At 39.8% G+C, this 26,911-nt stretch carries 35 protein-coding genes; 3 read left to right on the forward strand and 32 right to left on the reverse strand.

What is annotated here, in order from left to right; genetic code table 11:
• Position 1: 1 nt before the first annotated feature.
• The 19 genes from rplF to AC0IWT_RS13495 all read right to left on the reverse strand — a co-directional run bounded on the left by rplF (position 2) and on the right by AC0IWT_RS13495 (position 10,609).
• A complete protein-coding gene (gene rplF, locus AC0IWT_RS13405; RefSeq protein ID WP_471797544.1) occupies positions 2–559 on the reverse strand; it encodes a 50S ribosomal protein L6 in 558 nt (185 codons plus the stop codon).
• Between the two features lie 19 nt (positions 560–578).
• The gene (rpsH, locus tag AC0IWT_RS13410) at positions 579–977 is read right to left on the reverse strand and encodes a 30S ribosomal protein S8 (RefSeq protein ID WP_056869756.1); all 399 of its coding nucleotides are present in this window, start codon (positions 975–977) and stop codon (positions 579–581) included.
• Positions 978–1,127: 150 nt separating this feature from the next.
• Positions 1,128–1,397, reverse strand: coding sequence for a 30S ribosomal protein S14 (gene rpsN / locus AC0IWT_RS13415; protein WP_010599897.1), 270 nt, complete (start codon positions 1,395–1,397; stop codon positions 1,128–1,130).
• On the reverse strand, positions 1,397–1,963 hold the full coding sequence (rplE, locus tag AC0IWT_RS13420; protein ID WP_056097523.1) for a 50S ribosomal protein L5: 567 nt from the start codon (positions 1,961–1,963) through the stop codon (positions 1,397–1,399). Before rplE ends, rpsN begins: the two co-directional genes overlap by 1 nt.
• Positions 1,963–2,307, reverse strand: coding sequence for a 50S ribosomal protein L24 (gene rplX, locus AC0IWT_RS13425; RefSeq protein ID WP_056869754.1), 345 nt, complete (start codon positions 2,305–2,307; stop codon positions 1,963–1,965). The genes rplE and rplX overlap by 1 nt, the downstream gene beginning before the upstream one ends.
• Position 2,308: 1 nt before the next feature.
• Entirely contained in the window at positions 2,309–2,677 is a 369-nt protein-coding gene (gene rplN, locus AC0IWT_RS13430; protein WP_010599900.1) for a 50S ribosomal protein L14, read from the reverse strand.
• Between the two features lies 1 nt (position 2,678).
• A complete protein-coding gene (gene rpsQ / locus AC0IWT_RS13435; protein ID WP_010599901.1) occupies positions 2,679–2,933 on the reverse strand; it encodes a 30S ribosomal protein S17 in 255 nt (84 codons plus the stop codon).
• A gap of 13 nt (positions 2,934–2,946) precedes the next feature.
• The gene (rpmC, locus tag AC0IWT_RS13440) at positions 2,947–3,159 is read right to left on the reverse strand and encodes a 50S ribosomal protein L29 (protein WP_056097521.1); all 213 of its coding nucleotides are present in this window, start codon (positions 3,157–3,159) and stop codon (positions 2,947–2,949) included.
• Positions 3,160–3,233: 74 nt separating this feature from the next.
• Positions 3,234–3,656, reverse strand: a complete 423-nt coding sequence (gene rplP, locus AC0IWT_RS13445; protein ID WP_010599903.1) for a 50S ribosomal protein L16 — start codon at positions 3,654–3,656, stop codon at positions 3,234–3,236.
• Positions 3,657–3,696: 40 nt separating this feature from the next.
• The gene (gene rpsC, locus AC0IWT_RS13450) at positions 3,697–4,542 is read right to left on the reverse strand and encodes a 30S ribosomal protein S3 (RefSeq protein WP_056869753.1); all 846 of its coding nucleotides are present in this window, start codon (positions 4,540–4,542) and stop codon (positions 3,697–3,699) included.
• A 9-nt stretch (positions 4,543–4,551) separates the two neighbouring features.
• Positions 4,552–4,914 (reverse strand): 50S ribosomal protein L22, encoded by a 363-nt coding sequence (gene rplV, locus AC0IWT_RS13455; RefSeq protein ID WP_056097519.1) that lies wholly within the window; start codon positions 4,912–4,914, stop codon positions 4,552–4,554.
• A 7-nt stretch (positions 4,915–4,921) separates the two neighbouring features.
• Positions 4,922–5,188: a 30S ribosomal protein S19 gene (gene rpsS / locus AC0IWT_RS13460; RefSeq protein WP_010599906.1), complete on the reverse strand. Its 267-nt coding sequence runs from the start codon at positions 5,186–5,188 to the stop codon at positions 4,922–4,924.
• On the reverse strand, positions 5,188–6,012 hold the full coding sequence (gene rplB, locus AC0IWT_RS13465) for a 50S ribosomal protein L2 (RefSeq protein WP_056869752.1): 825 nt from the start codon (positions 6,010–6,012) through the stop codon (positions 5,188–5,190). The genes rpsS and rplB overlap by 1 nt, the downstream gene beginning before the upstream one ends.
• Before the next feature lie 20 nt (positions 6,013–6,032).
• Positions 6,033–6,323, reverse strand: a complete 291-nt coding sequence (rplW, locus tag AC0IWT_RS13470; RefSeq protein WP_056097517.1) for a 50S ribosomal protein L23 — start codon at positions 6,321–6,323, stop codon at positions 6,033–6,035.
• A gap of 1 nt (position 6,324) precedes the next feature.
• Entirely contained in the window at positions 6,325–6,954 is a 630-nt protein-coding gene (rplD, locus tag AC0IWT_RS13475; protein WP_056869751.1) for a 50S ribosomal protein L4, read from the reverse strand.
• A gap of 4 nt (positions 6,955–6,958) precedes the next feature.
• Positions 6,959–7,576 carry a 50S ribosomal protein L3 gene (rplC, locus tag AC0IWT_RS13480; RefSeq protein WP_056870236.1) on the reverse strand — a complete coding sequence of 206 codons (618 nt, stop codon included), beginning with the start codon at positions 7,574–7,576 and terminating at the stop codon, positions 6,959–6,961.
• 171 nt (positions 7,577–7,747) lie between these two features.
• Positions 7,748–8,143, reverse strand: coding sequence for a DUF1634 domain-containing protein (locus AC0IWT_RS13485; RefSeq protein ID WP_471797545.1), 396 nt, complete (start codon positions 8,141–8,143; stop codon positions 7,748–7,750).
• The gene (locus AC0IWT_RS13490; RefSeq protein ID WP_471797546.1) at positions 8,143–8,976 is read right to left on the reverse strand and encodes a sulfite exporter TauE/SafE family protein; all 834 of its coding nucleotides are present in this window, start codon (positions 8,974–8,976) and stop codon (positions 8,143–8,145) included. Before AC0IWT_RS13490 ends, AC0IWT_RS13485 begins: the two co-directional genes overlap by 1 nt.
• 376 nt (positions 8,977–9,352) lie before the next feature.
• Complete coding sequence (locus tag AC0IWT_RS13495) at positions 9,353–10,609, reverse strand: NAD(P)-binding domain-containing protein (protein WP_471797547.1); 1,257 nt, start codon at positions 10,607–10,609, stop codon at positions 9,353–9,355.
• Positions 10,610–10,692: 83 nt separating this feature from the next.
• On the opposite strand from AC0IWT_RS13495, the gene AC0IWT_RS13500 reads away from it, so the two are divergent.
• Positions 10,693–11,304 carry a hypothetical protein gene (locus AC0IWT_RS13500; protein WP_471797548.1) on the forward strand — a complete coding sequence of 204 codons (612 nt, stop codon included), beginning with the start codon at positions 10,693–10,695 and terminating at the stop codon, positions 11,302–11,304.
• 60 nt (positions 11,305–11,364) lie between these two features.
• Here the strand turns inward: AC0IWT_RS13500 and AC0IWT_RS13505 are convergent, their stop codons facing one another.
• From AC0IWT_RS13505 to AC0IWT_RS13520, 4 genes are all read right to left on the reverse strand, one after another.
• Positions 11,365–12,261: a PorP/SprF family type IX secretion system membrane protein gene (locus AC0IWT_RS13505; protein WP_471797549.1), complete on the reverse strand. Its 897-nt coding sequence runs from the start codon at positions 12,259–12,261 to the stop codon at positions 11,365–11,367.
• 5 nt (positions 12,262–12,266) lie between these two features.
• Entirely contained in the window at positions 12,267–12,785 is a 519-nt protein-coding gene (locus tag AC0IWT_RS13510) for a gliding motility-associated C-terminal domain-containing protein (protein ID WP_471797550.1), read from the reverse strand.
• An 8-nt stretch (positions 12,786–12,793) separates the two neighbouring features.
• Entirely contained in the window at positions 12,794–15,091 is a 2,298-nt protein-coding gene (locus AC0IWT_RS13515; protein WP_471797551.1) for a beta strand repeat-containing protein, read from the reverse strand.
• 228 nt (positions 15,092–15,319) lie between these two features.
• Positions 15,320–16,663, reverse strand: a complete 1,344-nt coding sequence (locus AC0IWT_RS13520; RefSeq protein WP_471797552.1) for a deoxyguanosinetriphosphate triphosphohydrolase — start codon at positions 16,661–16,663, stop codon at positions 15,320–15,322.
• A 110-nt stretch (positions 16,664–16,773) separates the two neighbouring features.
• Between AC0IWT_RS13520 and AC0IWT_RS13525 the strand changes: the two genes are divergently transcribed.
• Positions 16,774–17,124, forward strand: coding sequence for a hypothetical protein (locus tag AC0IWT_RS13525; RefSeq protein WP_471797553.1), 351 nt, complete (start codon positions 16,774–16,776; stop codon positions 17,122–17,124).
• Positions 17,125–17,290: 166 nt separating this feature from the next.
• On the opposite strand, the gene AC0IWT_RS13530 is transcribed toward AC0IWT_RS13525, so the two are convergent.
• Entirely contained in the window at positions 17,291–17,590 is a 300-nt protein-coding gene (locus AC0IWT_RS13530; protein WP_471797554.1) for a hypothetical protein, read from the reverse strand.
• A 364-nt stretch (positions 17,591–17,954) separates the two neighbouring features.
• On the opposite strand from AC0IWT_RS13530, the gene AC0IWT_RS13535 reads away from it, so the two are divergent.
• Positions 17,955–18,614, forward strand: coding sequence for a response regulator transcription factor (locus AC0IWT_RS13535; RefSeq protein ID WP_056869741.1), 660 nt, complete (start codon positions 17,955–17,957; stop codon positions 18,612–18,614).
• A gap of 40 nt (positions 18,615–18,654) precedes the next feature.
• Here AC0IWT_RS13535 and AC0IWT_RS13540 read toward each other — a convergent pair whose 3' ends face one another.
• The 8 genes from AC0IWT_RS13540 to AC0IWT_RS13575 form a co-directional block, all read right to left on the reverse strand.
• Positions 18,655–18,897: a hypothetical protein gene (locus AC0IWT_RS13540; protein ID WP_056869740.1), complete on the reverse strand. Its 243-nt coding sequence runs from the start codon at positions 18,895–18,897 to the stop codon at positions 18,655–18,657.
• A gap of 146 nt (positions 18,898–19,043) precedes the next feature.
• Positions 19,044–19,349, reverse strand: coding sequence for a 30S ribosomal protein S10 (gene rpsJ, locus AC0IWT_RS13545; RefSeq protein ID WP_008244591.1), 306 nt, complete (start codon positions 19,347–19,349; stop codon positions 19,044–19,046).
• A gap of 138 nt (positions 19,350–19,487) precedes the next feature.
• A complete protein-coding gene (gene fusA, locus AC0IWT_RS13550) occupies positions 19,488–21,602 on the reverse strand; it encodes an elongation factor G (RefSeq protein ID WP_056869739.1) in 2,115 nt (704 codons plus the stop codon).
• A 95-nt stretch (positions 21,603–21,697) separates the two neighbouring features.
• Positions 21,698–22,165: a 30S ribosomal protein S7 gene (gene rpsG / locus AC0IWT_RS13555; RefSeq protein ID WP_029278632.1), complete on the reverse strand. Its 468-nt coding sequence runs from the start codon at positions 22,163–22,165 to the stop codon at positions 21,698–21,700.
• A gap of 17 nt (positions 22,166–22,182) precedes the next feature.
• On the reverse strand, positions 22,183–22,596 hold the full coding sequence (gene rpsL / locus AC0IWT_RS13560; RefSeq protein ID WP_008244597.1) for a 30S ribosomal protein S12: 414 nt from the start codon (positions 22,594–22,596) through the stop codon (positions 22,183–22,185).
• A 455-nt stretch (positions 22,597–23,051) separates the two neighbouring features.
• Positions 23,052–24,080 (reverse strand): discoidin domain-containing protein, encoded by a 1,029-nt coding sequence (locus AC0IWT_RS13565; RefSeq protein ID WP_471797555.1) that lies wholly within the window; start codon positions 24,078–24,080, stop codon positions 23,052–23,054.
• An 8-nt stretch (positions 24,081–24,088) separates the two neighbouring features.
• Positions 24,089–25,399, reverse strand: coding sequence for a DUF3472 domain-containing protein (locus AC0IWT_RS13570; protein WP_471797556.1), 1,311 nt, complete (start codon positions 25,397–25,399; stop codon positions 24,089–24,091).
• Between the two features lie 11 nt (positions 25,400–25,410).
• Positions 25,411–26,910, reverse strand: coding sequence for a RagB/SusD family nutrient uptake outer membrane protein (locus AC0IWT_RS13575; RefSeq protein WP_471797557.1), 1,500 nt, complete (start codon positions 26,908–26,910; stop codon positions 25,411–25,413).
• Position 26,911 lies beyond the last annotated feature (1 nt).

Raw genomic sequence — 26,911 nt, forward strand, 5'->3', positions numbered from 1 at the left:
ACTATTTTTTAGATGCTGATTTACCTGCTTTTCTTCTTAACACTTCACCTACAAACTTGATACCTTTACCTTTATATGGCTCTGGTGCACGTAACGAACGGATTTTCGCTGCTACCTGTCCAATCAATTGCTTGTCAATACTTTCTAAAATAATTTTAGGTGTTTGACCTTTTTCTGATGAAGTGGTTACTTTAATCTCTTCTGGTAATTGAAATACGTAATGGTGAGAGTAACCCAAAACTAAATCTAATGTATTACCTGTGTTTGTAGCACGGTAACCAACACCTACTAATTCTTGAGTTAATTTGTAACCTTCTGTTACGCCAATAACCATATTGTTAAGCAATGAACGGTATAAACCATGTAATGCTTTGTGTTTCTTTTGCTCTGAAGGACGTTGAACTGTTAAAGTTCCGTCTTCCTGGCTTACAGTGATATCTGAATCTACTGTTTGTGTTAATTCACCTTTAGGGCCTTTTACAGTTACCACGTTATCTTTCGATACGGTAATTGTAACACCTGCAGGGATTGTAATTGGGGCTTTTCCTATTCTTGACATTGTGCTGTTCTCCTAATAATTAATAAACGTGACACAATACCTCACCACCAATATTTAATTTGGCTGCTTCTTTATCAGTCATTACACCTTTAGAAGTAGATAAGATTGCGATACCTAAACCGTTTAATACCCTTGGCATATTTTCAACACCAGCATAGTTTCTCAAACCTGGTTTACTAATTCGCATCAAAGTACGAATAGCAGGAACTTTAGTAATCGGATTGTATTTCAAAGCAATTTTAATAGTGCCTTGAACTGTAGTATCTTCAAACTTATAGTTCGCGATGTAACCTTTGTCGAAAAGAACTTTAGTAATTTCTTTTTTAAGGTTTGATGCAGGAATTTCTACAACACGGTGGTTGGCCTTAATGGCATTCCTTACTCTTGTTAAATAATCTGCTATTGGATCTGTATTCATTTTTTATTGTTTTTGATAGTGGTTTCCTTCTGCTACCCAGCTGTGGGACCTGCTACCGGTTAAAATTCTTTTAAAGCAAAAAGACTAAAGCACAAAGACCAAAGCGACATATATCCGCTTTAGACTTTGAGCTTTACGCTTTAAACTATATTACCAAGATGCTTTTTTAACACCTGGTATTTTACCGTCTAGTGCCATTTGGCGGAACGTAACCCTTGAGATACCAAAGGTACGCATGTAACCACGTGGACGACCAGTTAACTTACAACGGTTGTGTAAACGTACTGGAGATGAGTTTTTAGGTAATTTATCTAAACCTTCGAAATCTCCTGCAGCTTTTAAAGCTGCACGTTTTTCAGCGTATCTAGCCACCAATTTTTGGCGCTTAACTTCGCGTGCTTTTACACCTTCTTTTGCCATTATTCTGCTGTTTTTTGATTTTTAAATGGTAATCCGAATTGCTTCAATAACTCTAAAGCTTCAACGTCAGATTTTGCCGAAGTTACGAAAGTTATATCCATACCTAAAATTTTATTGATTTTATCGATATTAATCTCAGGAAAGATGATTTGCTCAGTTACACCTAAAGTGTAGTTTCCTTTACCATCAAAACCTTTATCATTGATACCTTTGAAATCACGAATACGTGGTAACGCAACAGAAATCAAACGATCTAAGAACTCATACATGTTATTATCACGTAAAGTAACACGTACACCAACCGGCATACCTTTACGTAATTTAAAGTTTGAGATATCTTTTTTAGATTGTGCCGGAACCGCCTGCTGACCAGTAATGGTAGTCAACTCAACGATTGTGGTATCCATAATCTTTTTGTCTGTTACAGAAAAACGACCAACACCCTGATTGATACAGATTTTTTCCAATTTAGGAACCTGCATTACAGTTTTGTACTGAAATTTTTCTTTAAGTGCACTTACAACTTCTTCTTTGTACTTGCTTTTTAATCTTGGTGTAGTAGCCATTATTTAATCTCCTCTCCTGATATTTTAGCAACTCTAACCAATTTACCATCTGCGTTAAGTTTACGACCTACGCGGCTAGCTTTACCAGATTTTGGATCAACCAACATCAGGTTAGAAATGTGAAGAGCAGCTTCTTTTTTAATAATACCACCGTTAGGATTTGCAGCATTTGGTTTAGTATGTTTCGATACTAAGTTAATGCCTTCTACAATGGCTCTGTTTTTATCTATTTGTACTGAAAGTACTTTTCCTTGCTGGCCTTTTGAATCGCCTGCAATTACTTTAACTAAATCTCCAGTGCGGATTTTAAGTTTTGATGGTGTATTTATTACTTTGTTTCCCATTTTACAATACCTCCGGTGCTAATGACACAATTTTCATGAATTGTTTTTCACGTAGTTCTCTCGCAACCGGGCCAAAGATACGTGTACCTCTTGGCTCATCCTGTGCGTTCAATAATACAGCTGCATTATCGTCGAAACGGATATAAGAACCATCTTTACGACGGATTTCTTTTTTAGTTCTTACAACAACTGCTTTAGAAACTGTACCTTTTTTAATATTACCTGACGGTAAAGCGCTTTTTACAGTAACAACCACTTTATCACCAATTGAAGCATAACGTTTGCCGGTTCCACCTAGCACACGAATTACTAATACTTCTTTAGCGCCGCTGTTATCAGCAACGTTTAATCTCGATTCCTGTTGTACCATCTTATTTAGCTCTTTCTAAAATTTGTACCAATCTCCAGTTCTTGTTTTTACTCAACGGACGAGTTTCCATAATCAATACTGTATCTCCGATACCGCATTCGTTTTTCTCGTCGTGAGCCATAAATTTGGTAGTTTTCTTTACGAACTTACCATAAATCGGGTGTTTTACTTTACGTTCCACGCTCACCACAACAGATTTATCCATCTTGTTGCTTACCACTAACCCGGTTCTTGTTTTTCTTAATTGTCTTTCCATTTCGACTCTCAAATTAATTAGTTTCAGTAGCTGACTCAGCGTTTTTCACTTTAGTCAGTTCAGTGTTTAAACGGGCTATGTCTTTCCTTACTTTTGCAATGCGTGAAGGATTTTCGATAGCTGAAATAGTATGAGCGAACTTTAATTTTGACAAGTTCTCTTTTTCTTCCGCAATCTTAGCTACTAATTCTTCTTTTGAAAGCCCTGTGATTTCTGAATTTTTCATTTTTATTTTTCTTTACGGTTGAGTGTAGCGGTTATAATAAACAAGTATTTACAACATTCATCTCAACAACTTTACTATGCTTCTACGTAATCTCTACGTACTACAAATTTTGTTTGGATTGGTAATTTCTGTGCGGCTAAACGTAATGCTTCTTTAGCTACTTCTAAAGGCACACCTTCAGCTTCGAAAATTACACGTCCTGGTCTTACTACTGCAACCCAGTATTCAGGAGCACCCTTACCTTTACCCATACGTACTTCAGCAGGTTTTTTAGTTACCGGTTTATCCGGGAAAATCCTAATCCATACTTGGCCTTCACGTTTCATGAAACGAGTTACGGCGATACGGGCAGCCTCTATCTGGCGACTTGTAATCCAAGTTGCTTCTAAAGATTTGATACCGAAAGATCCGAATGCTAATTCAGCTCCACGTGAAGCTAAACCCTTCATTCTGCCTTTTTGCATCTTCCTGAACTTCGTTCTTTTTGGCTGTAACATTTTATTTTGTTCTAATCGTTAAACGATGTTAATAAATCAATTATTTACGAGGACCTCTGTTAGCGCCTGCGCCACCACCTCTATTTGCACCAGGGCCGCCTTGACCAGGGCCACGACCACCACCTTGGTTTCCACCACGTCTGTCGTTACCACCACGTCTGTCGTTTCCGCCACGGTTATCTCTTCCACCGAAAGCTGGTTTATCTGACTGGCCTTTTGGACCGTTGTTTGTTGCACCAATGTTTGGAGACAAATCACGTTTTCCATAAACCTCACCTTTACAAATCCAAACTTTAACACCTATTTTACCATAAGTTGTTAATGCTTCTGCTAGGGCATAATCAATATCAGCACGGAATGTATGCAAAGGCACTCTTCCTTCTTTGTACTGCTCAGAACGTGCCATCTCAGCACCACCTAAACGACCAGAAGTCATGATTTTAATACCTTCAGCACCCATACGCATTGTTGATGCGATAGAAGATTTCATTGCTCTACGGAATGAGATCCTTGCTTCTAATTGTTTTGCAACACCTTCTGCAACTAATTGTGCATCAAGTTCCGGGCGTTTAATTTCGAAGATGTTAATTTGAATTTCCTTTTTAGTCAATTTCTTTAACTCTTCTTTAATTTTATCAACCTCAGCACCTGCTTTACCGATTACAATACCTGGGCGGGCTGTGTGGATGGTTACCGTGATGCGTTTTAAAGTACGCTCGATAACAACTTTAGCAACACCACCTTTAGCGATACGAGCAGAAAGGTATTTTCTTATTTTCTCATCTTCAACTAATTTATCGGAGTAGTTGTTGCCACCGAACCAGTTAGAATCCCATCCTTTGATGATACCTAACCTGTTTCCTATTGGATTTGCTTTTTGTCCCATTTCCTAAAATTAGTTTTGAGTTGTTTCTGTATTTTTACTATCTACAATCAGCGTTACGTGGTTAGAACGTTTACGAATTCTATATCCACGGCCTTGAGGAGCTGGACGTAAGCGTTTAAGCTGACGGCCACCATCTACCATAATTGTTTTTACAAACAGTTGGTTTTCTTCAGGGCGAGCACCTTCATTTTTAGATTCCCAGTTTTTGATAGCAGATAATAATAATTTCTCAACTCTTATTGCTGCTTCTTTATTGGTAAACTTTAAAATGCTTAATGCTTTCTCTACACGTTCACCTCTGATAAGATCTACAACCAAACGCATCTTACGCGGTGAGGTTGGACAATTGTTTAATTTTGCTATTGCTTCCATTGTCTAATTATTTTTTCTTTTCAGCGTGTCCTCTGAATGTTCTGGTTGGAGCAAATTCTCCCAACTTGTGACCAACCATGTTTTCTGTTACGTACACAGGAATAAATTTATTACCGTTGTGTACTGCAAATGTATGATTAACGAAATCTGGTGAAATCATTGATCTACGAGACCAAGTTTTGATTACAGACTTTTTGCCTGAATCATTCATAGAGTTTACTTTTTTCTCTACGTTATGGTCAATATAAGGTCCTTTTTTTATCGAACGAGCCATTATTTCTTCCTTCTCTCTATGATGTAACGATTAGAATATTTTTTAAGTTCTCTGGTTTTGTAGCCTTTAGCTAAAACGCCATTTCTTGAACGAGGGTGACCACCTGATGATCTACCTTCACCACCACCCATTGGGTGATCGACAGGGTTCATCGCTACCGGTCTAGTTCTCGGACGACGGCCCAACCAACGTTTACGACCTGCTTTACCTAATACTTCGTTTGCGTGATCTGAGTTAGATACAGCACCGATAGTAGCAAGACAAGTAGTCAGAATTAAACGGGTTTCGCCAGAAGGCATTTTTAAAGTAGCATATTTACCATCGCGGGCAGCTAATTGTGCGTAAGCACCTGCACTACGAGCTAATTGTGCTCCTTTTCCAGGGTGAATCTCCACGTTGTGGATAATAGAACCTAATGGAATGTTCGATAATTTTAAAGTGTTACCTACTTCTGGAGCTGCAGTATCGCCCGATAATAATACCGAACCTACTTGCAATCCTTCAGGAGCAATAATGTAACGCTTCTCGCCATCTGCATAGTTTAATAATGCAATGCGGGCAGTACGGTTTGGATCGTATTCTACAGAAGCTACTGTAGCAGGAATATCGAATTTATCGCGTTTGAAGTCGATTAAACGATATGATTTTTTATGACCACCACCCATGTAGCGCATAGTCATTTTACCTGTGTTGTTACGTCCACCAGACTTTTTTGATGATACAACCAATGATTTTTCGGGCTTGGTTGCTGTAATCTCCGTAAAGCTGGCACCAACTCTAAAGCGGGTTCCCGGAGTAACTGGTTTAAATTTTCTTAAGCCCATAGTTATAATTAATAATTAAATTAAAGATTTGCGTAATAATCTATTGTTTCACCGTCTTTTAACGTTACAATTGCTTTTTTGTATTTCGGGCTACGGCCTGAAACAAAACCTGCTTTTGTGTAACGGGATTTAGCTTTACCATCTACAACCATAGTGTTGATTGAAGTAATGGTTACACCATAAAGTTTTTCGATTGCAGATTTGATTTGCAATTTATTTGCTTTGTGGTTTACGCTGAACGTAAAAACGTTTAATTTTTCAGTTAAAGCTGAAGCTTTTTCGGTTAATATTGGTTTTTTTAAAATTTCCATATTACTTGGCAAATGCCTCCTCCAAAGTTTTAACAGAATCTGCAGTTAACACAAGTACACCAGCGTTTAATACATCGTAAGTATTTAAATCTGCCGCAGTAATTACTTTAGTTTTCTCAACGTTTCTGCTTGATAAATAGATATTATTATTTTGTGAAGGTAAAACCAACAAAGTTTTTTGAGTACCTACGTTTAACGCAGCTAATAAACTTGTATAGTTTTTAGTTTTAATTGTATCGAAGTTGAAATCTTCTAAAACGACTACGCTGTTATCTTTCGCTTTATAAGCTAAAGCAGATTTACGTGCCAATGATTTTAATTTCTTGTTCAGTTTAAAACTGTAATCACGTGGTTGAGGACCGAAAACACGACCACCACCGTTAAATAACGGAGATTTAATGCTACCAGCACGTGCACCACCTGTACCTTTTTGTTTGTATAGTTTACGGGTTGAACCTGCAATCTCATTACGTTGTTTAGATTTGTGAGTACCTTGACGTTGGTTAGCCAAATACTGTTTAACATCTAAATAAATCGCGTGGTCGTTAGGCTCGATACCGAATACCGATTCAGGAAGTTGCACCTTGGCACCTGTTTCTTTACCTGAAATGTTTAATACTTTAACTTCCATCTGATTACTTGTCTAAGATTACGTAAGAACCTTTAGCTCCTGGAATGGAACCACTAACTACTAATAGGTTTTGCTCAGCATAAACTTTCAAAACCTGTAAGTTCTGAACTTTTACCCTGTCTCCACCTGTTCTTCCAGCCATGCGCATTCCTTTGAATACACGTGAAGGAAATGATGACGCTCCCAATGAACCCGGGGCACGTAAACGGTTATGCTGACCGTGAGTCTGCATACCAACACCGGCAAATCCGTGGCGTTTTACAACACCTTGAAAACCTTTACCTTTTGAGGTACCTACAACATCAACAAAATCGCCTTCTGCGAAAGAATCAACAGTTACAACATCACCTAAATTAAGTGCAGTTGTAAACGAATCAAATTCTACCAGCTTGCGTTTTGGAGTTGTGTTTGCTTTCGCGAAATGGCCTTTTAACGGTTGAGTTGTGTTTTTCTCTTTTTTCTCATCGTATCCTAACTGAATAGATGAATACCCGTCTTTTTCTTCGGTCTTCACTTGTGTAACTACACAAGGCCCAGCCTCGATTACAGTACATGGAATGTTTTTTCCGTCTGCATCGAAGATACTGGTCATTCCTACTTTTTTTCCAATAATTCCTGACATTTTATCTTTTAATTTAACACCCATCGAAGCAGTAGGGCTTCGTTCAAGGTGGTTGTTCATCCCCCGAAAGGGACGGCAAAGATAGGCAAGAATTATTAATTTTCAAATAGTTAGCTAAATATTTTTTCAAATAATTTGCTGATAGATGGGCAGTTAGCTAAAAAAGATAAACTAATGTGCTAAACCACCATTTAAACTGATGGTTATGATGGCCAATATGATAAAACCAACGAGCACATAGAGGTAATCACGCTCAATTAAAAAGCTGAAAATGGCAAAAACGATTCGGGCAATAGGTGTAAAAATCAGCATTAAAATTCCAAACTGTACAATTGAATCTCCGTGGAAAGTTAAAACACCTTTAAAAATTTCGGCGATTGATGAAAACTTTGCCAGTTCTGGTTTGAAAACTTTGTAATCTGTTGTACCGCCTTTATTGTGGATTAGAAATAGGGCACCGCCAATGAGTACAATGCTCATCGAGATAATTACACCGGCACGGAGCAAAGTTCCAAGTATAACCTGAATGTCTTTGTCGTTTAAATTTTCCTGTTTATTGGTATCCATTATAATCCACTTATACCTTTATAAATCATTTGCAAAGCCAAAAATGTTACCACTATAGCAAATACTATTTTAAGCTTGTCGGTTTTGGTTCTTAATAAAACTTTAGATCCTAGTGATGCGCCTGTTAAAACGCCTATACAAACCGGCATTGCAATACCCGGGTCTATTTGTCCGCGGTGCAAATAAACAACAGCGCTTGCGGCCGCGGTAACCCCCATCATAAAGTTACTGGTGGTTGTAGAAACCTTAAAAGGTAAACGCATTATATTATCCATCGCAATAACTTTCAAAGCGCCGCTGCCAATGCCTAGTAAGCCCGACAAGGTCCCGGCGAAAAGCATCATTAGAAAACCCCCGGGAACATTTCGAACTGCGTATTTGTGCTCTACGCCCTTATCGGGGTATGAACCGTTTAACTTAAAAAATTTCGCCCATCTATCCGAATCGTCTAAAGTGGTATGGTCTACCTTTTTCTTTAATGTCATAATCGCAGAAAAGATAAGTATGCAACCAAAAATTATGGCGATGTAATTTGCGTTTAAGTAAACGGCGACTATCGCACCGCAAACTGCGCCGATGGTTGTTGCTATTTCCAGAAACATGCCAATTCGGATGTTGGTAATGCCTTCCTTAACGTACGCTGCAGCAGAGCCTGAAGAAGTTGCAATAACTGAAACGATAGAAGCGCCGATTGCGTAATGGATATCGACACCCAATGCCAGGGTTAATAGTGGGATAATAATTACGCCGCCACCCAAACCTGTTAGTGAACCCAGTAAGCCTGCTAAAAAAGCGCCCAGCAAAACAATAATGGTAAATAATAATACCGACATGCGGCAAATATAAGGCACACGTTTTGGCTAAACGAAGATTAAAAGAATAAAATAAAGTCTATATATTATATGGATGATGTAAATACAGAATGCCATTGATAGCATTTATCTCATCACTTCTTTCTAATGACTTGGTGGGGCTATGCTTTTTTAACGATGAGATCGTAAAGCCATATTGCACTAGTTAAAAACGAGCCCAAGCTAAGCTTTAAATTTACGCTCAGTAAGCTCGCTAACACTCGTTTCTAACGAGCGGGCAAAAGGAAATCGTTTTTAACGATGAAATCGTAAAGCTACATTGCACTCGTTAAAAACGAGCGCAAGCTAAAAACTATATTTCGCACAAGCGAAGGTTTATAATTACGCTCAGTATCCACTACTTCCCTAGCCTTTTAATCATTTCCGCACTTAAATCTCTGCCATCATTCAAGCGGTTTGCAAAAAACGATTTTGCTTCCTCAAAATGTGCTTTATATCCCTTTAAATCTCCATAACCAATTATCGATGCCCACTCGTGAACGGCGGTATGAAATTCCAGGTCATCGCCCCGAATTGATTTATCATACAAAGCAGTATGAATAGATTCCTCGAGCATCGCTTCATTTTTGAAAAGGTATTCGGCAATGCCTAATCGCAATTTAAAAGGTGGCGTTTGACAAATTAAATTATCGTAAGGATTAACACCCATTTTATACCAGGCGTAAACCATGCTTAATAAGCTCAGGTGAGAATTCGGCTTCTGTTTGTGTTCAGCATCCGATAAACTGAACTCTTTCATTATATTATCATCGAGCAATAGAAGATTTCTGCTTTCATGGAAAACAAAATCGCGGGCAGCATAAATTTTGGACCTAAATTCAGTTTCGTTTTCACAGATCATCAGCTTATACAATTCAGATTCTGCCTGAGCATAATACTTAACTTGTTTCTGTGCGTATGGATTCAAAATTGCCAAACCTGCGTATATGTGCGATTTGTAGCTGAAAATCCGGAGTGTGGTTAAAATTTTAACGTTGTCAATCCCCCCTGCATAGGCCGGATTATCCCAAGGAAAAAAGCCTGCATTTTTCCAGGCAGAACCCATGCTTTCGAAACCCATATGCGTTACGGCTTGCGTATCGGCAACTATTCTATCATGTTCCTGGTAATCATCCAACTCGATGATGTTTGATTTGAGCGACTTATACACTTCAAGAGCCTGTTTGTAAACCGCATCAGTTGCACGGTGTCTTACAACAACTAAGGTTTGTCCTTCAGGGCTAAAAGCCGGGCCATGCAAAGAGTGGCAGGTAACAATCTGGGTTTCTTTCGGAAGGTATTTTTCAAAGGCAGCAATTTCAGGATGTTTAACAGAGGTTTGGCCGCCAACAATAGCACCGTATTTTGTGGATAATGCAAAAGCAGCAACCACTTCGTCAATCTTCTCGGCTTCAACACAATAAATAATGAAATCTGATTTTCGGGAAACTTCATGACCATCACCTAAAACCTCAATTCCCTTCGGACCGAGTTCATTTTTTAAATCATCGAAACGTAATGGCATATCTGCACCGCACACCGCATAACCTGCATTTGCAAATGATGTGGCGTACAATTTTCCCATATCACCCAAACCAATAATTCCTATTTGCATGAAACAAATGTAATCTATCAGAAATTAATTTATAATAAATTGTATAAAAATGTAGTTTTACATTTTAACATTACATTTAAACTATGCAGAAATTTAAACACATTCTTTTTTGTTTCGTGGCGTTGATACTTTTGAACGTCACATTTGCTTATGCACAGCAAGACACTTCGAAAAATACTGATCCCTCGTTAAACGGCCAGTATCAGTTCATGTTAAAAAAATCGAAAAGCCTCTATGGTGCCCGCTTAATCAACCCTTCCAGGTTATCTGCAGTTTGGAAAAGTGTAAATGATACTTTACGCAAAGAGCGCAAACAATTGCAGGAAGCAAAACAGCAGATTAAATCTCAGGCAGAGAATATTGCAGGTTTAAAAGGGGAAGTTACCGGTAAAGAAAGTTCTTTGGCCAGCGCTACCGCTTCTGTAAATGAAATAAATTTCCTTGGCATTTCTTTTAACAAAGGCACATATAATACAATTGTTTGGGCGATTATCATTATCCTGGCCATTGCTTTAGCCATTGTGATATTACAAACTGGCAAGTTCCGGAAGGAAGCTACCTACCGTACACAACTTTATCAGGAAGTTGCAGACGAATTCCAGGCGCATAAAGTGAAAGCAAAGGATAAAGAGATGAAACTTGCGAGAGAATTACAAGACGAAAGAAATAAATGGGATGATGCCGGAAGGCGTTAACCAGCAAACGAAAAAGCCAGGCAGCAATTCGCTGCCTGGCTTTTTGATATATCAGTTAAATTATTTTTTGTAGAAACTGTAACGAAGCCCTAACTCAAATTCGCCATTGCTATAGTTTTGTAAATCGGAAGTGTTGGAGGTGTACTGCAATAGCAAACCAACTTTACGCTTATAATTTACTCCAAACCCGAGTGTAACGCTATTTGTTGAATGATAAATACCGCTAACCATTAGCTTCTCTTGTAGAAAACCAAGGTTTGCGCCAACGTCCAGTATACCTTTATAGTTTTCTACCCCTCTAAAAACAACTTTAGGTTCAATAAAATTAAGTGTTTCTCTTTTGATTGCGATTCTATAAGCTGCAGCGGCGAAATAAATTGAGCGATCTACTACATTTCTAATCTGATCCCGTTTGAACAATCTTTTCAAATTCGGAAGAGCACCTTGTATGGTCAGCTTCTGGTTTCTGTAAGCAATGCCGAAATCTCCATCGAGATATAATTTTCTATCACTGAAATTACCTAAAACTTCGTCTCCCAAATCGCCAACGGCTTTCCCCAAATCTATCCACTCGTTCATAACCCCTGCGGCAAGCCCGAAATCCACAAAGCTCGAGTCGCTATTTAGTTTTAAGTGATAAGCATAACTAAAAGTTGCACGTGTTCTGTTAATTAAGCCCGCACTTTCATTGTAAACCAATAGGCCCAGGCCAACCTTTCTACTTTTTACCGGTAAATCGGCTGTTATATATTGAATTCTTGGAGAACCTTTAATGCTTGTCCACTGTGCCTTAAATGCACCGTTTATATTTACAACGGAGTCAATTCCCGCTAAGGCCGGATTAGCTAAATACTGATTTTGGTAGTAAATACTTCCCATTGGATTAAGCTGACTGTATGCCGATGGCCCGGCAAACACTAACAACAGCCAGATGATGTATATTTTTATCTTTTTCAAAGCTGCTATTTTTTATAAAGTACCGAGATAAAACCTTTTACCGTGCCTGCAGAATCTACATCAATTACAAAATAATAGGTATCCTCAGCAAGTGGTCGTCCGTTGTAATAGCCGTCCCAGTTGTTTTGATAATTTGATGCGCTGTACACAACCCTTCCTGCCCTGTCGAAAATGGTTACTTTATTACTAAGGTATTTTTCCAAACCTTTCACCACAAAAAAATCATTCTTCCCGTCGCCATTTGGTGTTAAAAAATTATTTGCGATAACCAAATCGGCAGCATTTTGCGATATAATGATGGGTTGAAGGAAACCCTGTGTTAAACTGAGGCTATTGGTCTGGAAGGTTTGCACAAGTACCATTTCACCAATAGCAAAATCATAAAATTCATTATTAATTTTACCATATGCACTGGCTGTATTTATCACGGATGGCAAGTTGGTTGCAGGCGTTGTTTGAGCCATGGATTTCGAACCCAGGCTAATCATCATAACGCAACTACAAATCGAGTAAATCTTATTCATAATTACGATTATTGAGAAATTTTTACCCAATCCGTTCCATCGCTTTGAACGGTAATTACCTGGTTTAATACAGGTGCAGCAATTGCGGTACCATCGGGGTTTACCACAGCAGTTGCAAAGATTAATCCGCTGCCATTCATAATTACGTAAACCCTTCCCTTTACAGTAGATGCTAAGGGCAGTGTCACCGTTGCTGGCGCGGTTGTAATCCGAATAGTATGATGGCTTTCATTAAGCGTTAAACTTCCGCCAGCGGCATACCGTAAAATATTGGTACCTAAAGAACCATTGATGTTAAGTGTGCTTGCAGCTGGCGCTGATGATACAGAACCAGCCGCCAAAGCGTTATTTACAGTTAGCGTACCACCATTTGTTGCCATTGAGCCTGAAATTAGTGGCAAGGTTGTAGCAGAATTGGCAATTATCAGCGTGTTATCTGAGCTACCTAAAGCACCTGCCGCATCTGAACCGATGAAAATATTCCCTGCGCCGCTGGTGTTATTTCTGCCCGCATTCTGCCCTATCGCAACATTACCGTTTCCGGTATTTGCCGCTAAGGCGTAGCTTCCAACAGCTGTATTGCCGGTACCTGTAATATTTGCCGACAGTACGCGGGTACCGAAAGCCGTATTATCATTACCAACCGTATTCACAGCCATTGCCATAGAACCGTAGGCGCTGTTATTGTAACCGCTGAAATTCCGGCTTAAAACCATGTGGCCAAATGCACTGTTTTCAAAACCGGAAATGTTTAACGATAATGCTTCCTTTCCAAAAACGCTGTTGAAAAATCCGGAAACGTTAGATAAAAAAGTTCTGTAGCCAAACGACAGGTTGGTATCATTCGAGTTTCCTAAGCGGCCGGCTTTTTGCCCGTTAATCAGAAAGTTAATCGCAACATCGTCTGTATTACCCAGATAGTTATTACTTAAATCGATGTTGCCAGTATTTCCTTGCAAAGCCCACGAATTTGCATTTGCAAAAAGATTTCTGCTGATAAGCTCAGGCACACCAGTTGTAGCGTTGGTAATGTAAACTTTTCCTGCATCGGAAGCACCAGCGGTTGTCAATTTGGCGACACTAACTGAAGCATTTGCAATTTGGAGTGTTCCAACAGCAGAGTCGTCTATATTTACCGTTTTAACTTCTTTATTACCAATTTTTACTGAAGTTACAGCTGCATCGGCAAGCTTCGCGGTGGTAACAGAACCGTCTGCCAGTTTTGGCGTAGTCACTGCACCATCTGCAATCTTAATAGTCGTTACTGCTCCATTATTGATGTTTACAACAACATCTTTCAGTAAAGCCGTTGTACCGTTCGGCGTAATACTCAAGTCGGTTGATGATAATGCTCTTCCGCCGCCAAGGCTGTTTACATCAAGCGTAACGGGTTTCCATTGTGTGCCATCAAACAACAGCACTTGGTTGTTTGCCGGTGCCGCTGCATTTAAAGCTTTTCCCTGTAGATTTGCAATGGTAGGATTAGGATAGTTTCCGGTGAGGTCTCCTCCTGCTACGCCTGTAGATGGACCCACTGGTCCCTGAATACCTTGAATCCCCGGGTCTCCTTTTGGTCCGGCAGCACCTGCCGGGCCGGTTAAACCCTGCGGACCCTGCGCTCCTGTTAAACCGGTAGGTCCGATTGGGCCAGCAGGACCAGTGGCACCAACTGCACCCGGCGCACCCGTGGCGCCTGTAGCTCCCGTAGCACCTGTTAACCCAGTTGGGCCTATCGCCCCAGCAGGACCAGTAGCACCTTGAAGGCCTTGTGCACCCGTTGCGCCGGTTGCACCAGTAGCTCCGCTTGCGCCTGTTGCACCCGTAGGGCCGGCAGGACCTATAGCGCCTTGTGGGCCAGCGGGCCCGGTTGCACCTGTATCGCCTTTGGCGCCAGTTGGCCCATTGGCGGAGTATAAAGCATAAGGTACGCTCAGCAGTTGGGCAGTTCCGGCCAGACTAAAATTAGAGCCGTTATCCGGATCAACTTCAACTTTTATAAATTTTAATCCGGTTCCCCATGTAACACCGGCAATTGTTCCCGAAACGGAAGTTGCACCTGCGCTACCTATTACAACACTATATAAGCCAAATGGGTTGGTTATAACATTTCGCACTTCGGTATATTGTGCTGTTCCGGTAGCGGAAGCATCGAGAATACTAATTTTTAAAGAGATGCTTTTATTTGCAAGGGGCGTTCCATTTGTGTTACGGGCTGCACCTTGATAGTTAAACTGTTGAGGCACTTGAGCCTTTACAGCACAGGCCATGCAAACCAGAAGCATGGCAACGAGTAACATTTTTTTCATTTATCGGGATATGATCGTGTTTGGCTTAAACCAGGCTAGTTATTGCGAGGCTTAACTGTCAAATCTAATAAATAGTATAAGTACAGATCTGCCGTTTACACGAAATCCAGGCCTAAAAATGAAAAAGTGACTTCATTGATAAAAAATCGAACTACTTGAAACTGGTTTTTTACACAAACAGCAGTTTTGGAGCATTTACGCTCCCTTTAATTGATGCTATCCGCTGTTTTAGGTTTCTGACGGAAAAGATATTCCTTTAATATTTCGATATAGATCGACAGCGTATAAGTCGGTCATCCCAGACACAAAATCCAGTACACTTTGGGTTCTCGAGTAAATATCAGATAAGTCTGTATGGTATTGTTTAGCAATTAACTTCACCAATTTTTTGTAGTAATGTGTGTCATTATGAATTAGTGCCGGAACAAACTCTTCCAGCAATCCCGCCATGATTTTATAGCCTGCAACTTCCTTCTGTATAACTGAAGAGAAGTTGTAAATTCTTTCTACCGAAACTTTTTCTATTGTTCTCCAGGCAGTCAGGTACGGCTCCCGAATTAAGTCTGTAAGGCTCTTATTCAAGTTGCCCTTTAATAAAGCATCTTGCTCGGCATAGAAAATATCAGCACACAACACCGTTAAAGTGTTTATTGCTTTCGCCCGCAACAAGCCTATTTTTGCATCATCATCTTCGTAATCGTTTTGCAGCCTATCCTCAATTGTTCTCGAATTGGCAAAGGGTAACAAATAACTTCGAACTTCTTCATAAGAAAGAATTTTTAAACGATGGGCATCCTCTAAATCAATTATGCTATAACAAATATCATCAGCAGCTTCTACAAGATACACCAAAGGATGACGTTTGTAAACCAAATGTTCATTCTCTTCACGGGCCAGACCAAGCTCATCAGCTATTCTCTTAAAGCTTTCTTCTTCCGATTGAAAAAAACCATACTTTTTTCTGTGTAATATGCCTTTCTGCTTCCCTGCGATTGATGCACATGGATATTTTGCAATAGATGCGAGCGTTGAATAGGTTAAGGCATAGGCGTCGTTGCCTTTTCCTTTGAGCGGGTGCGTTAAAATACGGATAGCGTTCGCGTTACCTTCAAAATTTATTAAATCGTGCCATTGGGCATCATTCATATCCTTTTGATAAACTTTTCCATCTCCATCAGTAAAATATCTGGAAATTGCAGCTTCGCCGGAATGCCCGAATGCCGGGTTTCCTAAATCGTGCGCAAGGGCTGCAGCAGCAACAATATTCCCAACTTCATTAATCAAAGGTACCTCTTTAATCAGTTCGGGATTTTTGGTTTCTATTGCGTTAAGAAAGATATTCGCCATCGAACGGGCTACACTCGCAACTTCCAAACTATGGGTTAATCTATTGTGGACAAAAATACTTCCCGGCAATGGAAAAACCTGGGTTTTGTTCTGTAATCGTCTAAATGGCGATGAAAAAATTAGCCTGTCGTAATCGCGTTGAAAATCGGACCGTGCCTTATCTGAGCTCGCACCATACTGTTCCTGACCAAAACGCTTATTCGAAAGTAATTTTTTCCAATCCATCAATTTTTGCTTTTTCCGGAAGCGAAGTTAATCAAAAGCCAAAAACGACGGTCAATTATTTAACACAAAAGCTGAAAACCATTTCTTTTACCATTTGTTCTTAAAACACTATGAAAACGAACCCGTATAATAAAGAAGAACATTTGGAAGGCTACGTTGGTTCCGGAGAGGAATCGCCTTCAAAATCGGACGTGCAAAAAGGCAATGAAGGAAACGAGGTAACCAGCTTCGGGCAGGAAACCGATTTAAGAATTAAGGGAAATACTGCCGCACGAGATGGTTTTGATAACTCTGGCACACAGGGAAAGGATTCTTTGAGTGATGATACTTATGGGAATAAAGATGAAAACTCAACTATAGAAAGCGCAGAAAGCAAAACGGGTAGTTCATCAAAAGATTTCAAGGACACCCCAAAATCATTACAACGCAACGAAGATGACGTTCTGAATTCAGGAATATAGCTGATGCGATAAGCTTATCAAACTACATAATGATTTGACCTGCACAAATGTGCGCTTTTATCTATGCTAAAGTAAAGAGCAACTGGTTCGTATAAATATCGTGTTAATTTGGAACGACGGCTGGAAGTAGTCCAACGTTTAAAAATCGAATTTAGCATCCAGAGTCTTACAGTTGGCTTCCACCAATACCTTTTTCCGTATCTCCCGAACTGTCAGACAAATCAGCACCGGATAAATTAATATTCTTCAGCTGCTCTGACGATTCAACGTTCTCATCCGAAGAGCCGCTTTCGCTGTGATTACCATGTCCTTCCTGTGGCTCATTTTTGCGCTTAAATGCCGAAGCATCAGTGCTGTGACCGTAGGTGTCGTTATCTAAATCTGCCTCTTCTAAACTTGCGATATTCAGATTTTTGTTCACCTCTTCATTGGTTTCCTTTTCATTAGAATTTTTACTCAAGCTCATTTCAATTTTCTTTTATAGTTAGATATATAAATCAACAATTAATGGGTTAAAAAAGTTTAAGATCATTTAATAAAAACCTTTTATTAGTTTAAAACGATTTAGTAAAAAAGTTGTGTAACTTACATCTGCTTAACTGCCTGCAACTTTGGCCATTTCTATGCGGCCACGATGATTAAATAATAGTGCTTGTAGAGTATCAAAAACGGCAAATAAATGCTGTGCCGGCAACCAAAGGCACAGTCTGTTAACGATGCTAAATCATAATGCGTATTAATACCTCAATTTGTGGTATAAACACGTGCGTTGAGACATTAAAATATTTCGATATTTGAATTTACCCTTAAATTGTTTACTAGTACTAAGATTGAAAAACGCGACCAAAGTATTACTTGCTGAAGATCACACACTTGTGCGAAATGGTATCATCGCATTGCTCGATGATGAAACCGATATAGAAATTATTGCTGACGTTAAAAATGGTGAGGAGGTTTTAGAATACCTTAAAAATGGTACCGAACCTGATGTTATCCTAACCGATATTAACATGCCCGATATGAACGGCATGGAATTAATATCTACGATTGCGGAAAATTATCCGAAGATAAAATTACTCGTTTTAACAATGCTCGACCATGAAAAATATGTTGTGCAGGCCCTGGAGGCAGGTGCGCATGGTTATTTGTTAAAGAATGTTAACATCCCAGAAATTAAGTTTGCGATAAAACAGATCACATCTGGCTATCAATACATTTGCACGAACATTGCATTGAAATTGCTTTCGCAAAGTAACAGCCGCTACGCAGCTTCGGCTACCCAGTTAAAAACAACTGCAGAAATTTCTAAACGTGAAATAGAGATTCTCAATTTAATTGCCCAGGGATTAACCAATAGTGAAATAGCAGATAAACTATTCACGAGCAAGCGCACGATTGAGGGAAACAGACAAAACCTTTTAGAAAAGACAGGGACAAAAAACACTGCGGCCCTAATAAGTTTTGTCGTGCGAAATAGAATTATCGACTAAGACTGAAACCCGCCAGCAAATTCAGCTTCAGACCTTAAGATTATTTCACGCCGTTTGTTTGATTTGGCCGACTTTCCGGTTGGGTAGTATTTTCATTTTCCGAACCATTTGTGTCTCTACTTTCTGGCGGATGATCCATCCTTGTTTCTTCCAGTTCAGAAAAATCGCCACCCTTTTGGTTTGCAACTTCGCCATGAGATGGCTTTTTGCTGTCCGCTTCCGGCTTTGCAAAATCCTGTCCTTTAACAGCCCCAGATTTATCGTTTTGTTCCTCGGTTCCCATAAATTCCTTTAAAGAATAAACTATCGGTAAAGCCTTTTGTTTTTAAGAATTTAAAAGCAAGTTAGGATAGCCCGCTAAAGTTGAAGTTCGGGATAACAAAAAAGGCCTGAATTTACATCCAGGCCTTTTTATTGCTTTAAAATCTATCACACTTTGATTTCAACTTCAACACCGCTAGGTAATTCAAGTTTCATTAAAGCATCTACCGTTTTAGAGTTAGAGCTGTAAATATCCAAAAGGCGTTTATAAGCGCATAATTGAAATTGCTCTCTAGCTTTTTTGTTTACGTGTGGAGAACGTAATACAGTAAAGATTTTTTTCTCTGTAGGAAGTGGAATTGGTCCACTAACAACTGCACCCGTAGGCTTAACAGTTTTTACGATTTTCTCAGCAGATTTATCTACTAAGTTGTAATCGTAAGATTTTAATTTAATTCTGATTCTTTGGCTCATCTTATTTTAATTATGATTTCCTGTTAGAGCTATTAACAACAGAAATCGGATTTATCTTTTTAGTATTAGTAGCAAGTATTTAGTATCGAGTATCAAGACTCAATGCAGGTCTTGATACTTGATACTTTTATCTTAATACTAATCTTCAGCTTTAATTCTGCCTTTTGATTTAGCAATTACTTCGTCTTGAACGTTTTTAGGCGCTGGTTCGTAGTGATCGAATTCCATTGTAGAAGTTGCACGACCTGAAGTGATGGTACGCAACTGAGTTACATAACCGAACATTTCTGAAAGTGGAACTAATGCTTTGATAACCTGAGATCCATTACGGGTATCCATACCTTGTAACTGACCACGACGACGGTTCATATCACCGATAACATCACCCATGTTTTCCTCAGGGGTTAAGATTTCGATTTTCATGATTGGCTCCATCAAAGTAGGTTTACATTTAGGTAAAGCCTCACGATATGCCATTTTAGCTGCAAGCTCAAATGATAAAGCATCTGAATCGACTGCGTGGAATGAACCATCAATCAAACGTACTTTCATATCAGGAAGCGGATAACCTGCCAATACACCATTAACCATTGCCGCTGCAAAGCCTTTTTCTACTGAAGGAATAAATTCACGTGGAATTGAACCACCTGTAATTTCGTTTACGAATTGTAAACCACCTTTTTCAAAATCAGCATCAATTGGAGAAATAACAACCTGGATATCCGCGAATTTACCACGACCACCCGATTGTTTTTTATACGTTTCACGGTGTTGCGTAGAACCGAAGATTGCCTCTTTGTATGCTACTTGTGGCGCACCCTGGTTAACTTCTACTTTAAATTCACGTTTTAAACGGTCAATTAAGATATCTAAGTGAAGCTCACCCATACCAGAGATTACAGTTTGACCAGTTTCTTGGTCTGTTTGAACTCTGAATGTAGGATCTTCTTCAGCTAATTTAGATAAGCCCATACCTAATTTATCAACGTCAGCTTGAGTTTTAGGCTCAATTGCTAAACCGATAACCGGCTCAGGGAAATTCATTGATTCAAGGATGATTGGGTTTTTCTCTTCACAAAGTGTATCACCTGTTTTAATATCTTTAAATCCAACTACCGCAGCGATATCTCCGGCAGCCACATTAGGCACAGGATTTTGCTTGTTAGCATGCATTTGGAAGATACGAGAAATACGCTCTTTACTTTCTGAACGAGTGTTATAAACGTAAGAACCGGCTTCCAGGTTACCTGAATAAACACGGATGAAACATAAACGACCTACGAATGGGTCTGTTGCAATTTTAAAAGCTAAAGCTGCAAACGGCTCATTAATGCTTGGTTTTAATAAAACTTCAGCACCAGTATCTGGATTAGTACCAACAACACCTTCAGAATCAAGTGGCGAAGGCAATAACTCCATCACGTAATCTAACATGGTTTGAACACCTTTGTTTTTGAAAGATGAACCACAAACCATAGGTACAATTTTAGCATCTAAAACAGCTGCACGTAAAGCATCTAAAATTTCACGTTCAGTAATCGAGTTTGGATCTTCAAAGAATTTCTCCATTAAAGATTCATCATAATCAGCTACAGATTCTAATAATTTCTCTCTCCACTCCGCAACTTCATCAAGCATATCTTCTGGGATAGGCACTTCAGTAAAGGTCATACCTTTATCATGCTCATTCCAAACAATACCACGGTTGTTAATCAAATCAACCACACCTTTAAATCCGTCTTCAGCACCGATAGGTAATTGCAATGGAACTGCATTACTACCTAACATGTCTTTAACTTGCTTAACAACTTTTAAGAAGTCAGCTCCGGAACGGTCCATTTTGTTAACGAAACCAATACGGGCAACATTATAGTTGTTAGCTAAACGCCAGTTAGTTTCTGATTGAGGCTCAACACCATCAACTGCAGAAAACAAGAATACTAAACCATCTAATACACGTAACGAACGGTTTACCTCAACGGTAAAATCCACGTGTCCGGGTGTATCGATAATGTTCATGTGGTAAGCCTGACCTCTGTATTTCCACTCAACCGTAGTTGCGGCAGAAGTAATTGTGATACCACGCTCTTGCTCTTGCGCCATCCAGTCCATTGTTGCAGCACCTTCGTGCACTTCACCAATTTTATGACTAACACCAGCATAATAAAGGATACGCTCAGTTGTTGTAGTTTTACCTGCATCAATGTGAGCTGCGATTCCGATATTTCTTGTAAATTTTAAATCTCTTGCCATTGTTTATAATTAGCGAATGATTGAATTAGAGAATGTGAGAATGATATTAAAACCACTCGCTCATTCAAAATTCAATCATTCAATCATTTTAATATTTAGAATCTAAAGTGTGAGAACGCTTTGTTAGCCTCAGCCATTTTGTGCGTATCTTCTTTCTTTTTAACAGCAGCACCTTCACCCTTAGCAGCAGCTACAATTTCGCCAGCTAATTTCTCTTTCATGGTTTTTTCGCCACGTTTACGAGCGTATAAAATTAACCATTTCATACCTAAAGCTGTTTTACGTTCTGGTCTAACCTCAGTTGGAACCTGGAAGTTAGCACCACCAACACGACGAGATTTAACCTCTACAGCTGGCATAATGTTAGTTAAAGCACGTTTAAATATCTCTAAACCGTTTTCACCTGCTTTTTTCTCAGCAATTTCAACAGCATCGTAAAAAATAGAGTAAGCGATAGATTTCTTTCCATCGTACATCATATTGTTTACAAAACGAGTTACCTGAACATCATTAAATTTTGGATCAGGAAGAATAATTCTCTTTTTTGGTTTTGACTTTCTCATTTCTTATTTCCTCCCGATTATTTCTTTTTACCTTTTGTTGGCGCCGCAGCTACTTGTCCTGGTTTAGGACGTTTAGTACCATATTTCGAACGACGTTGGTTACGACCAGCTACTCCTGATGTATCTAATGCACCACGGATAATGTGGTAACGTACACCTGGTAAATCTTTAACACGACCACCACGGATCAACACGATTGAGTGCTCCTGTAAGTTGTGACCTTCTCCAGGGATGTATGCATTCACCTCTTTACCGTTCGTTAAACGAACACGGGCTACTTTACGCATTGCTGAGTTTGGTTTTTTAGGGGTAGTGGTGTACACACGTGTACATACACCTCTTCGCTGTGGACAGCTGTCCAACGCTGGAGACTTACTCTTGAACTCCAGTGCTACTCTACCTTTTCTAACTAATTGTTGAATGGTTGGCATTGTGCTTTTTTATGTTTTTTATTTAAAAAATTACCGCTCCCCCGGCATCTTTGCAGATAGCCCATAAAACGGACTGCAAAAGTAGAACAATTCTTTTTAAAAATCAAGGGGTTAGCACAAAAAGTTTGTACGTTTTAGGTTGTTGTGAAATGTTGGGCGTCGAGTTAGGATTTGATTTTGGATTTTAAGAACGAAGTGCTAGTCGCAACTGGCTGAACAGTTGAGAAAATTATCAGTGCAAACATGGCGGCTGTACCTCGTTTTTTGCAGCCCAACTGATGATTTAGAACTCAGTTGTTGTGATAACTTGCCGGCGTTAAAGCTTGAGATAACATGAATTTTGAAAACAAAAAAGCCCCCGAAAAGTGTTTAGCTTTTGGGGGCATTTTTGTTTTGAGACTGCTTTTTTCTATCACTTAAAGCATATCATTACTTATTTAGAAACATTGCTCTTCCTATAATTTTACGTAAGCTTCAAAGTTTGCCAAACAAGGATATGGCGTACCTTCAAGTAAAGTAATTTTAATATACCTGATTGGCGCTGACGGAGAAACCGCAAATTTTTGCTCCGTAGTTGTCGCCGGGTTAAAGTTTCTATTATCGCCAAGCTGCGTAAATGTAGTTCCATCGGCGCTGCCGGATACAGAAAATTTAGTAAAACCTTGCTTAGCATCGGTGTGTGCATTTAAACCGATATAACTGAGCAGGCTTGCTTTTTTCATATCTATAATAACCCAATGTGGATAAGGGTGCAACACCTCATAATCGGCTTGCCAGAATGAAGGAATACCGGTGGCTGTAGGGCTTTTGGCAGAAATTACATCGACAACATATGCGGCCAGATTCGTTTCGTCGCCAGGAAAGTTTACTTCGCTCGATGCCGTTGCCGTCCAGCCGGCCTTGTCCAAAGCCACATCAGTAATTGGTACCCGTTCTTGCAGGCCCTTCACACTCAACTCTGCTAAAAACGTAATAGAGCCGGTTTGCGTGGCCGCTTTTTCCAATGCAGTCAATTTTACAAACCGCACATTTCTCGCCGGACTGATTGTAAAAGCTTGTTCGGTGGCTAATGCCGGATTAAAGGTAAACTCGCCAATATTTATGAAAGTCGTTCCATCAACGCTGCCTTCGAGTTTAAATTTTGTAAAGCCTTTAACGCTGTTCTGTCTTGCCGTTAAATTAACCTGGGTAATTACAATCGGCTTTTTCATGTCAACGAGCAACCAATGTGGATAAGCAGTTTGTGCGCCCGCATAATTGCTATGCCAGATGGTATTTATATCGCCGTCTAAAACCGCAGTCGCAAGACCAGTATTTTCGCCGGTTAACTGTTCGCTTGACGCTGTTATGGTCCAGGCAGATCTATCCAGAACGGTTTCTTCAAGGTTAGACGTAAGCTCAGGACTTTTATCTTTTTTGCAGGAACTGACTACACCCAATATCGAGAGTAAAATCAATAAGCCAGAGAATTTTATTGTTGTCATTTTGTTGTCTAATTAGTTGGTAAAGCAGTTAAGTTTACGGATGGTGCAATGCCTGTGGCCGTGCGGGTAAAGTTGGTGTTGTTCGGAACAAAATCGTTAAAGAATGCACCATTTTGAAGGTAAAATTTGCCGTCTTCTACACCACCTTTAAAATCCATGCGTTGCTGTGTTGTTCCGGTTGGGTCGCAGCTAAATCTGGCTGCGCTTATTTCTGCCCAAACACCAGCGGTGTTTCTTACCCACATGTTGTTGTATAAAGCCTTACGTCCGGTATAACCTAAATCGACATTAAAGTTTTCGAGGAAAGAGTTTAAGCCTGCAACATAAGTATTTGTAGCGGGCCTTTTAAAAGTGGCCATAAATTTCCATACGCCAAGTTCGGGCGCAAAAAACCAAGATGAATACAGGGTGTTACCTGCGCCATCTGGCTTTATTTGGGTTAGAAATTTATAGGTATTCCCGGCTTTCCAGTTGTAGACCAAATAGCTTTGTCCACCGGTACCTTCGCCTGCAAAATTACCATTCACAACATCTGCACCTTTGCTGGTCAATAGTGTTTTACCACCAGAATCGGCATCCCACACCGAAAATAACACCCACCGTTCGGTTGCCGACTTAACCTGAATACCAAAATATCCACCATTGAAACCATTCGACATGTAGTAAGACCCGATATTATCCTGACCTGCCGGCACAGTTAATTCGTTATACATCCATTCGTTATTACCGGCAGGAGCGGTATAGTTTAAATGAACGGATGGCCCTCTTCTTGACCAATAAAACTGATTATCGGCACTAACACTTGCGTATTGCAGATTGCTTGAAGCAGCAGTTCCGCCCACCATAATATCTGAAACTTCTGCAAATGTAACACCGTCTTTGCTGACGCCCTGTAAATCAACTTTTACATAGCCTGGAGTTGTAATATCAACGATTCCGGCTGGATATACCGCAGCTGTAGTGCCACTCAAAGTCACTTCAAACGAAGTACCGTTAACAGTTAGTTTTACTAGACTTTTACCACTAATTACACTTCCTTTAATTGCGAGGTTAAACTTACCGGCCTGGCCAACCTTAAAATAGGTGCTAATTACACTAGTGTTATTTTTCCAGTTAGACAGTGTTGAACCAATAGTTTCGGTTGCCCCGGCGACTGATTGCGTTACAAAACTATTTCCCTGAACAGGAATAGCTATACTTGTTTCAATCACGGCCGGGCGAGGCTTAAAGGTATTCTTTTCGTTTTGCCCGCTTTTTTTGCAGGCTAACATTACAGTAAAAAAACTTAGGGCGATTAATAGACTAAATATTCTTTTCATAATTTCTCGTATTAAGGATTTTGAGTAAGATTTTTATTATTATCAATCTCATATTGTGGAACGTAGAAAATAACCCTTGCATCGGTAGGCAAAATTGTTTGGGTTATATTGGTGTTTGGCGTGTTGTTAAGTGCATGTGTTCCTGGGTAGTTTCTGCTCATTGGTTTGTTATTTCTAAACAAATCGTAAGCCCGCTGTCCTTCGAAAGCAAACTCCAGTCTGCGCTCGTCCAAAACAACATCCAGGATGGTTTTTCCTGCCGAGATAGCCGAAACCGTTAAAGCCGGGATGCCGGCACGGGAACGAATGATGTTTACATCATCTAAGGCCAGTTGCACATTTCCTAATTTAGCGTTGGCCTCGGCCTTGTTTAAATACATTTCTGCCAGGCGTAGGTAAACCGGCGAACTTAAATTGGCAATCCCTTCCTGCAGATTGTATTTTGTTACGTAATACATTGGCACATTCGGCGAGATTTTAGTGTTTACCTGCTGTACGCCGTTAATTTTATAAGGTGCAATAAAACTATGCCTTAAATCTGCCGGGTTTTTATCGAGTTCGGTCACATATTGTTGCGAAGCATAAATTTCACCATAACCCGTATTTCCCTGCGCACCAGGCGTAGACAAAGCGCCTGGAGTACCGCTATAATACATTGAGCCGATTGCGCCAAAATCCTGATCTTCAGTTTTGGTGTAACGAATGGCAAAAATAGTTTCAGCATTTGCTTCAGGTGTTTTGGTGAAATAGCTACCATAATCTGCGCCCTGTAATAATTTATAGCGACCAGAACTGATAACCAAATCAGCGTATTTAATCGCATTAGCATTATCACCCATGTTTAAATAAACTCTGGATAACAGCGCATAGGCAACTTCTTTCGAGGCGAAAATATCTGATTTAGCTACAGACATAAGTTCTGCAGATTTCAACAAATCTGAAAGTGCTGCATCGTAAACCTCCTTTACAGTATTTCTTGACGGCGAGGTTGCGTTTGTTCCCTCTTTCAAGATTGGAACGCCAGGATTAGCCCCGTTGCCCTGAACATAAGGGCGCCCAAACACACGCACGAGGTTAAATTCCATCATCCCTTTAAGAAATAGGTTTTCTCCCTTTAACTGTTTTAAATCGGCCGTAGCATTATCCGGTATTGCAGCGATAATTTTATTTGCAGCCACAATAACATAGTAGGCCTGTTTCCAAAAATTGGCACCATGTGTTCCTGTCGGGATATGCGTATAACGATAACACCTCGATAAGTCATCAGAAGAAGGCTGGCCCTGAGCGATGTTATCGCCCTGATATTCTGTTAAAAAGTGTGCACTTCTTACATAAGTTGCATTTCTAAGTACTGCGTAAGTACCGATGGTAGCAGTTTCAATATCACCTGGATTTGTTAATGCAGATTGATCGTCAATCGCGGTTGATGGTTTAACCTCCTTTTTACAGCTCCCTAAACCGAAAGCGAAGACAATTGCTATTGTATATATTTTAAATTGAATCTTTTTCATT

The organism is Pedobacter sp. AC464, assembly GCF_979253075.1.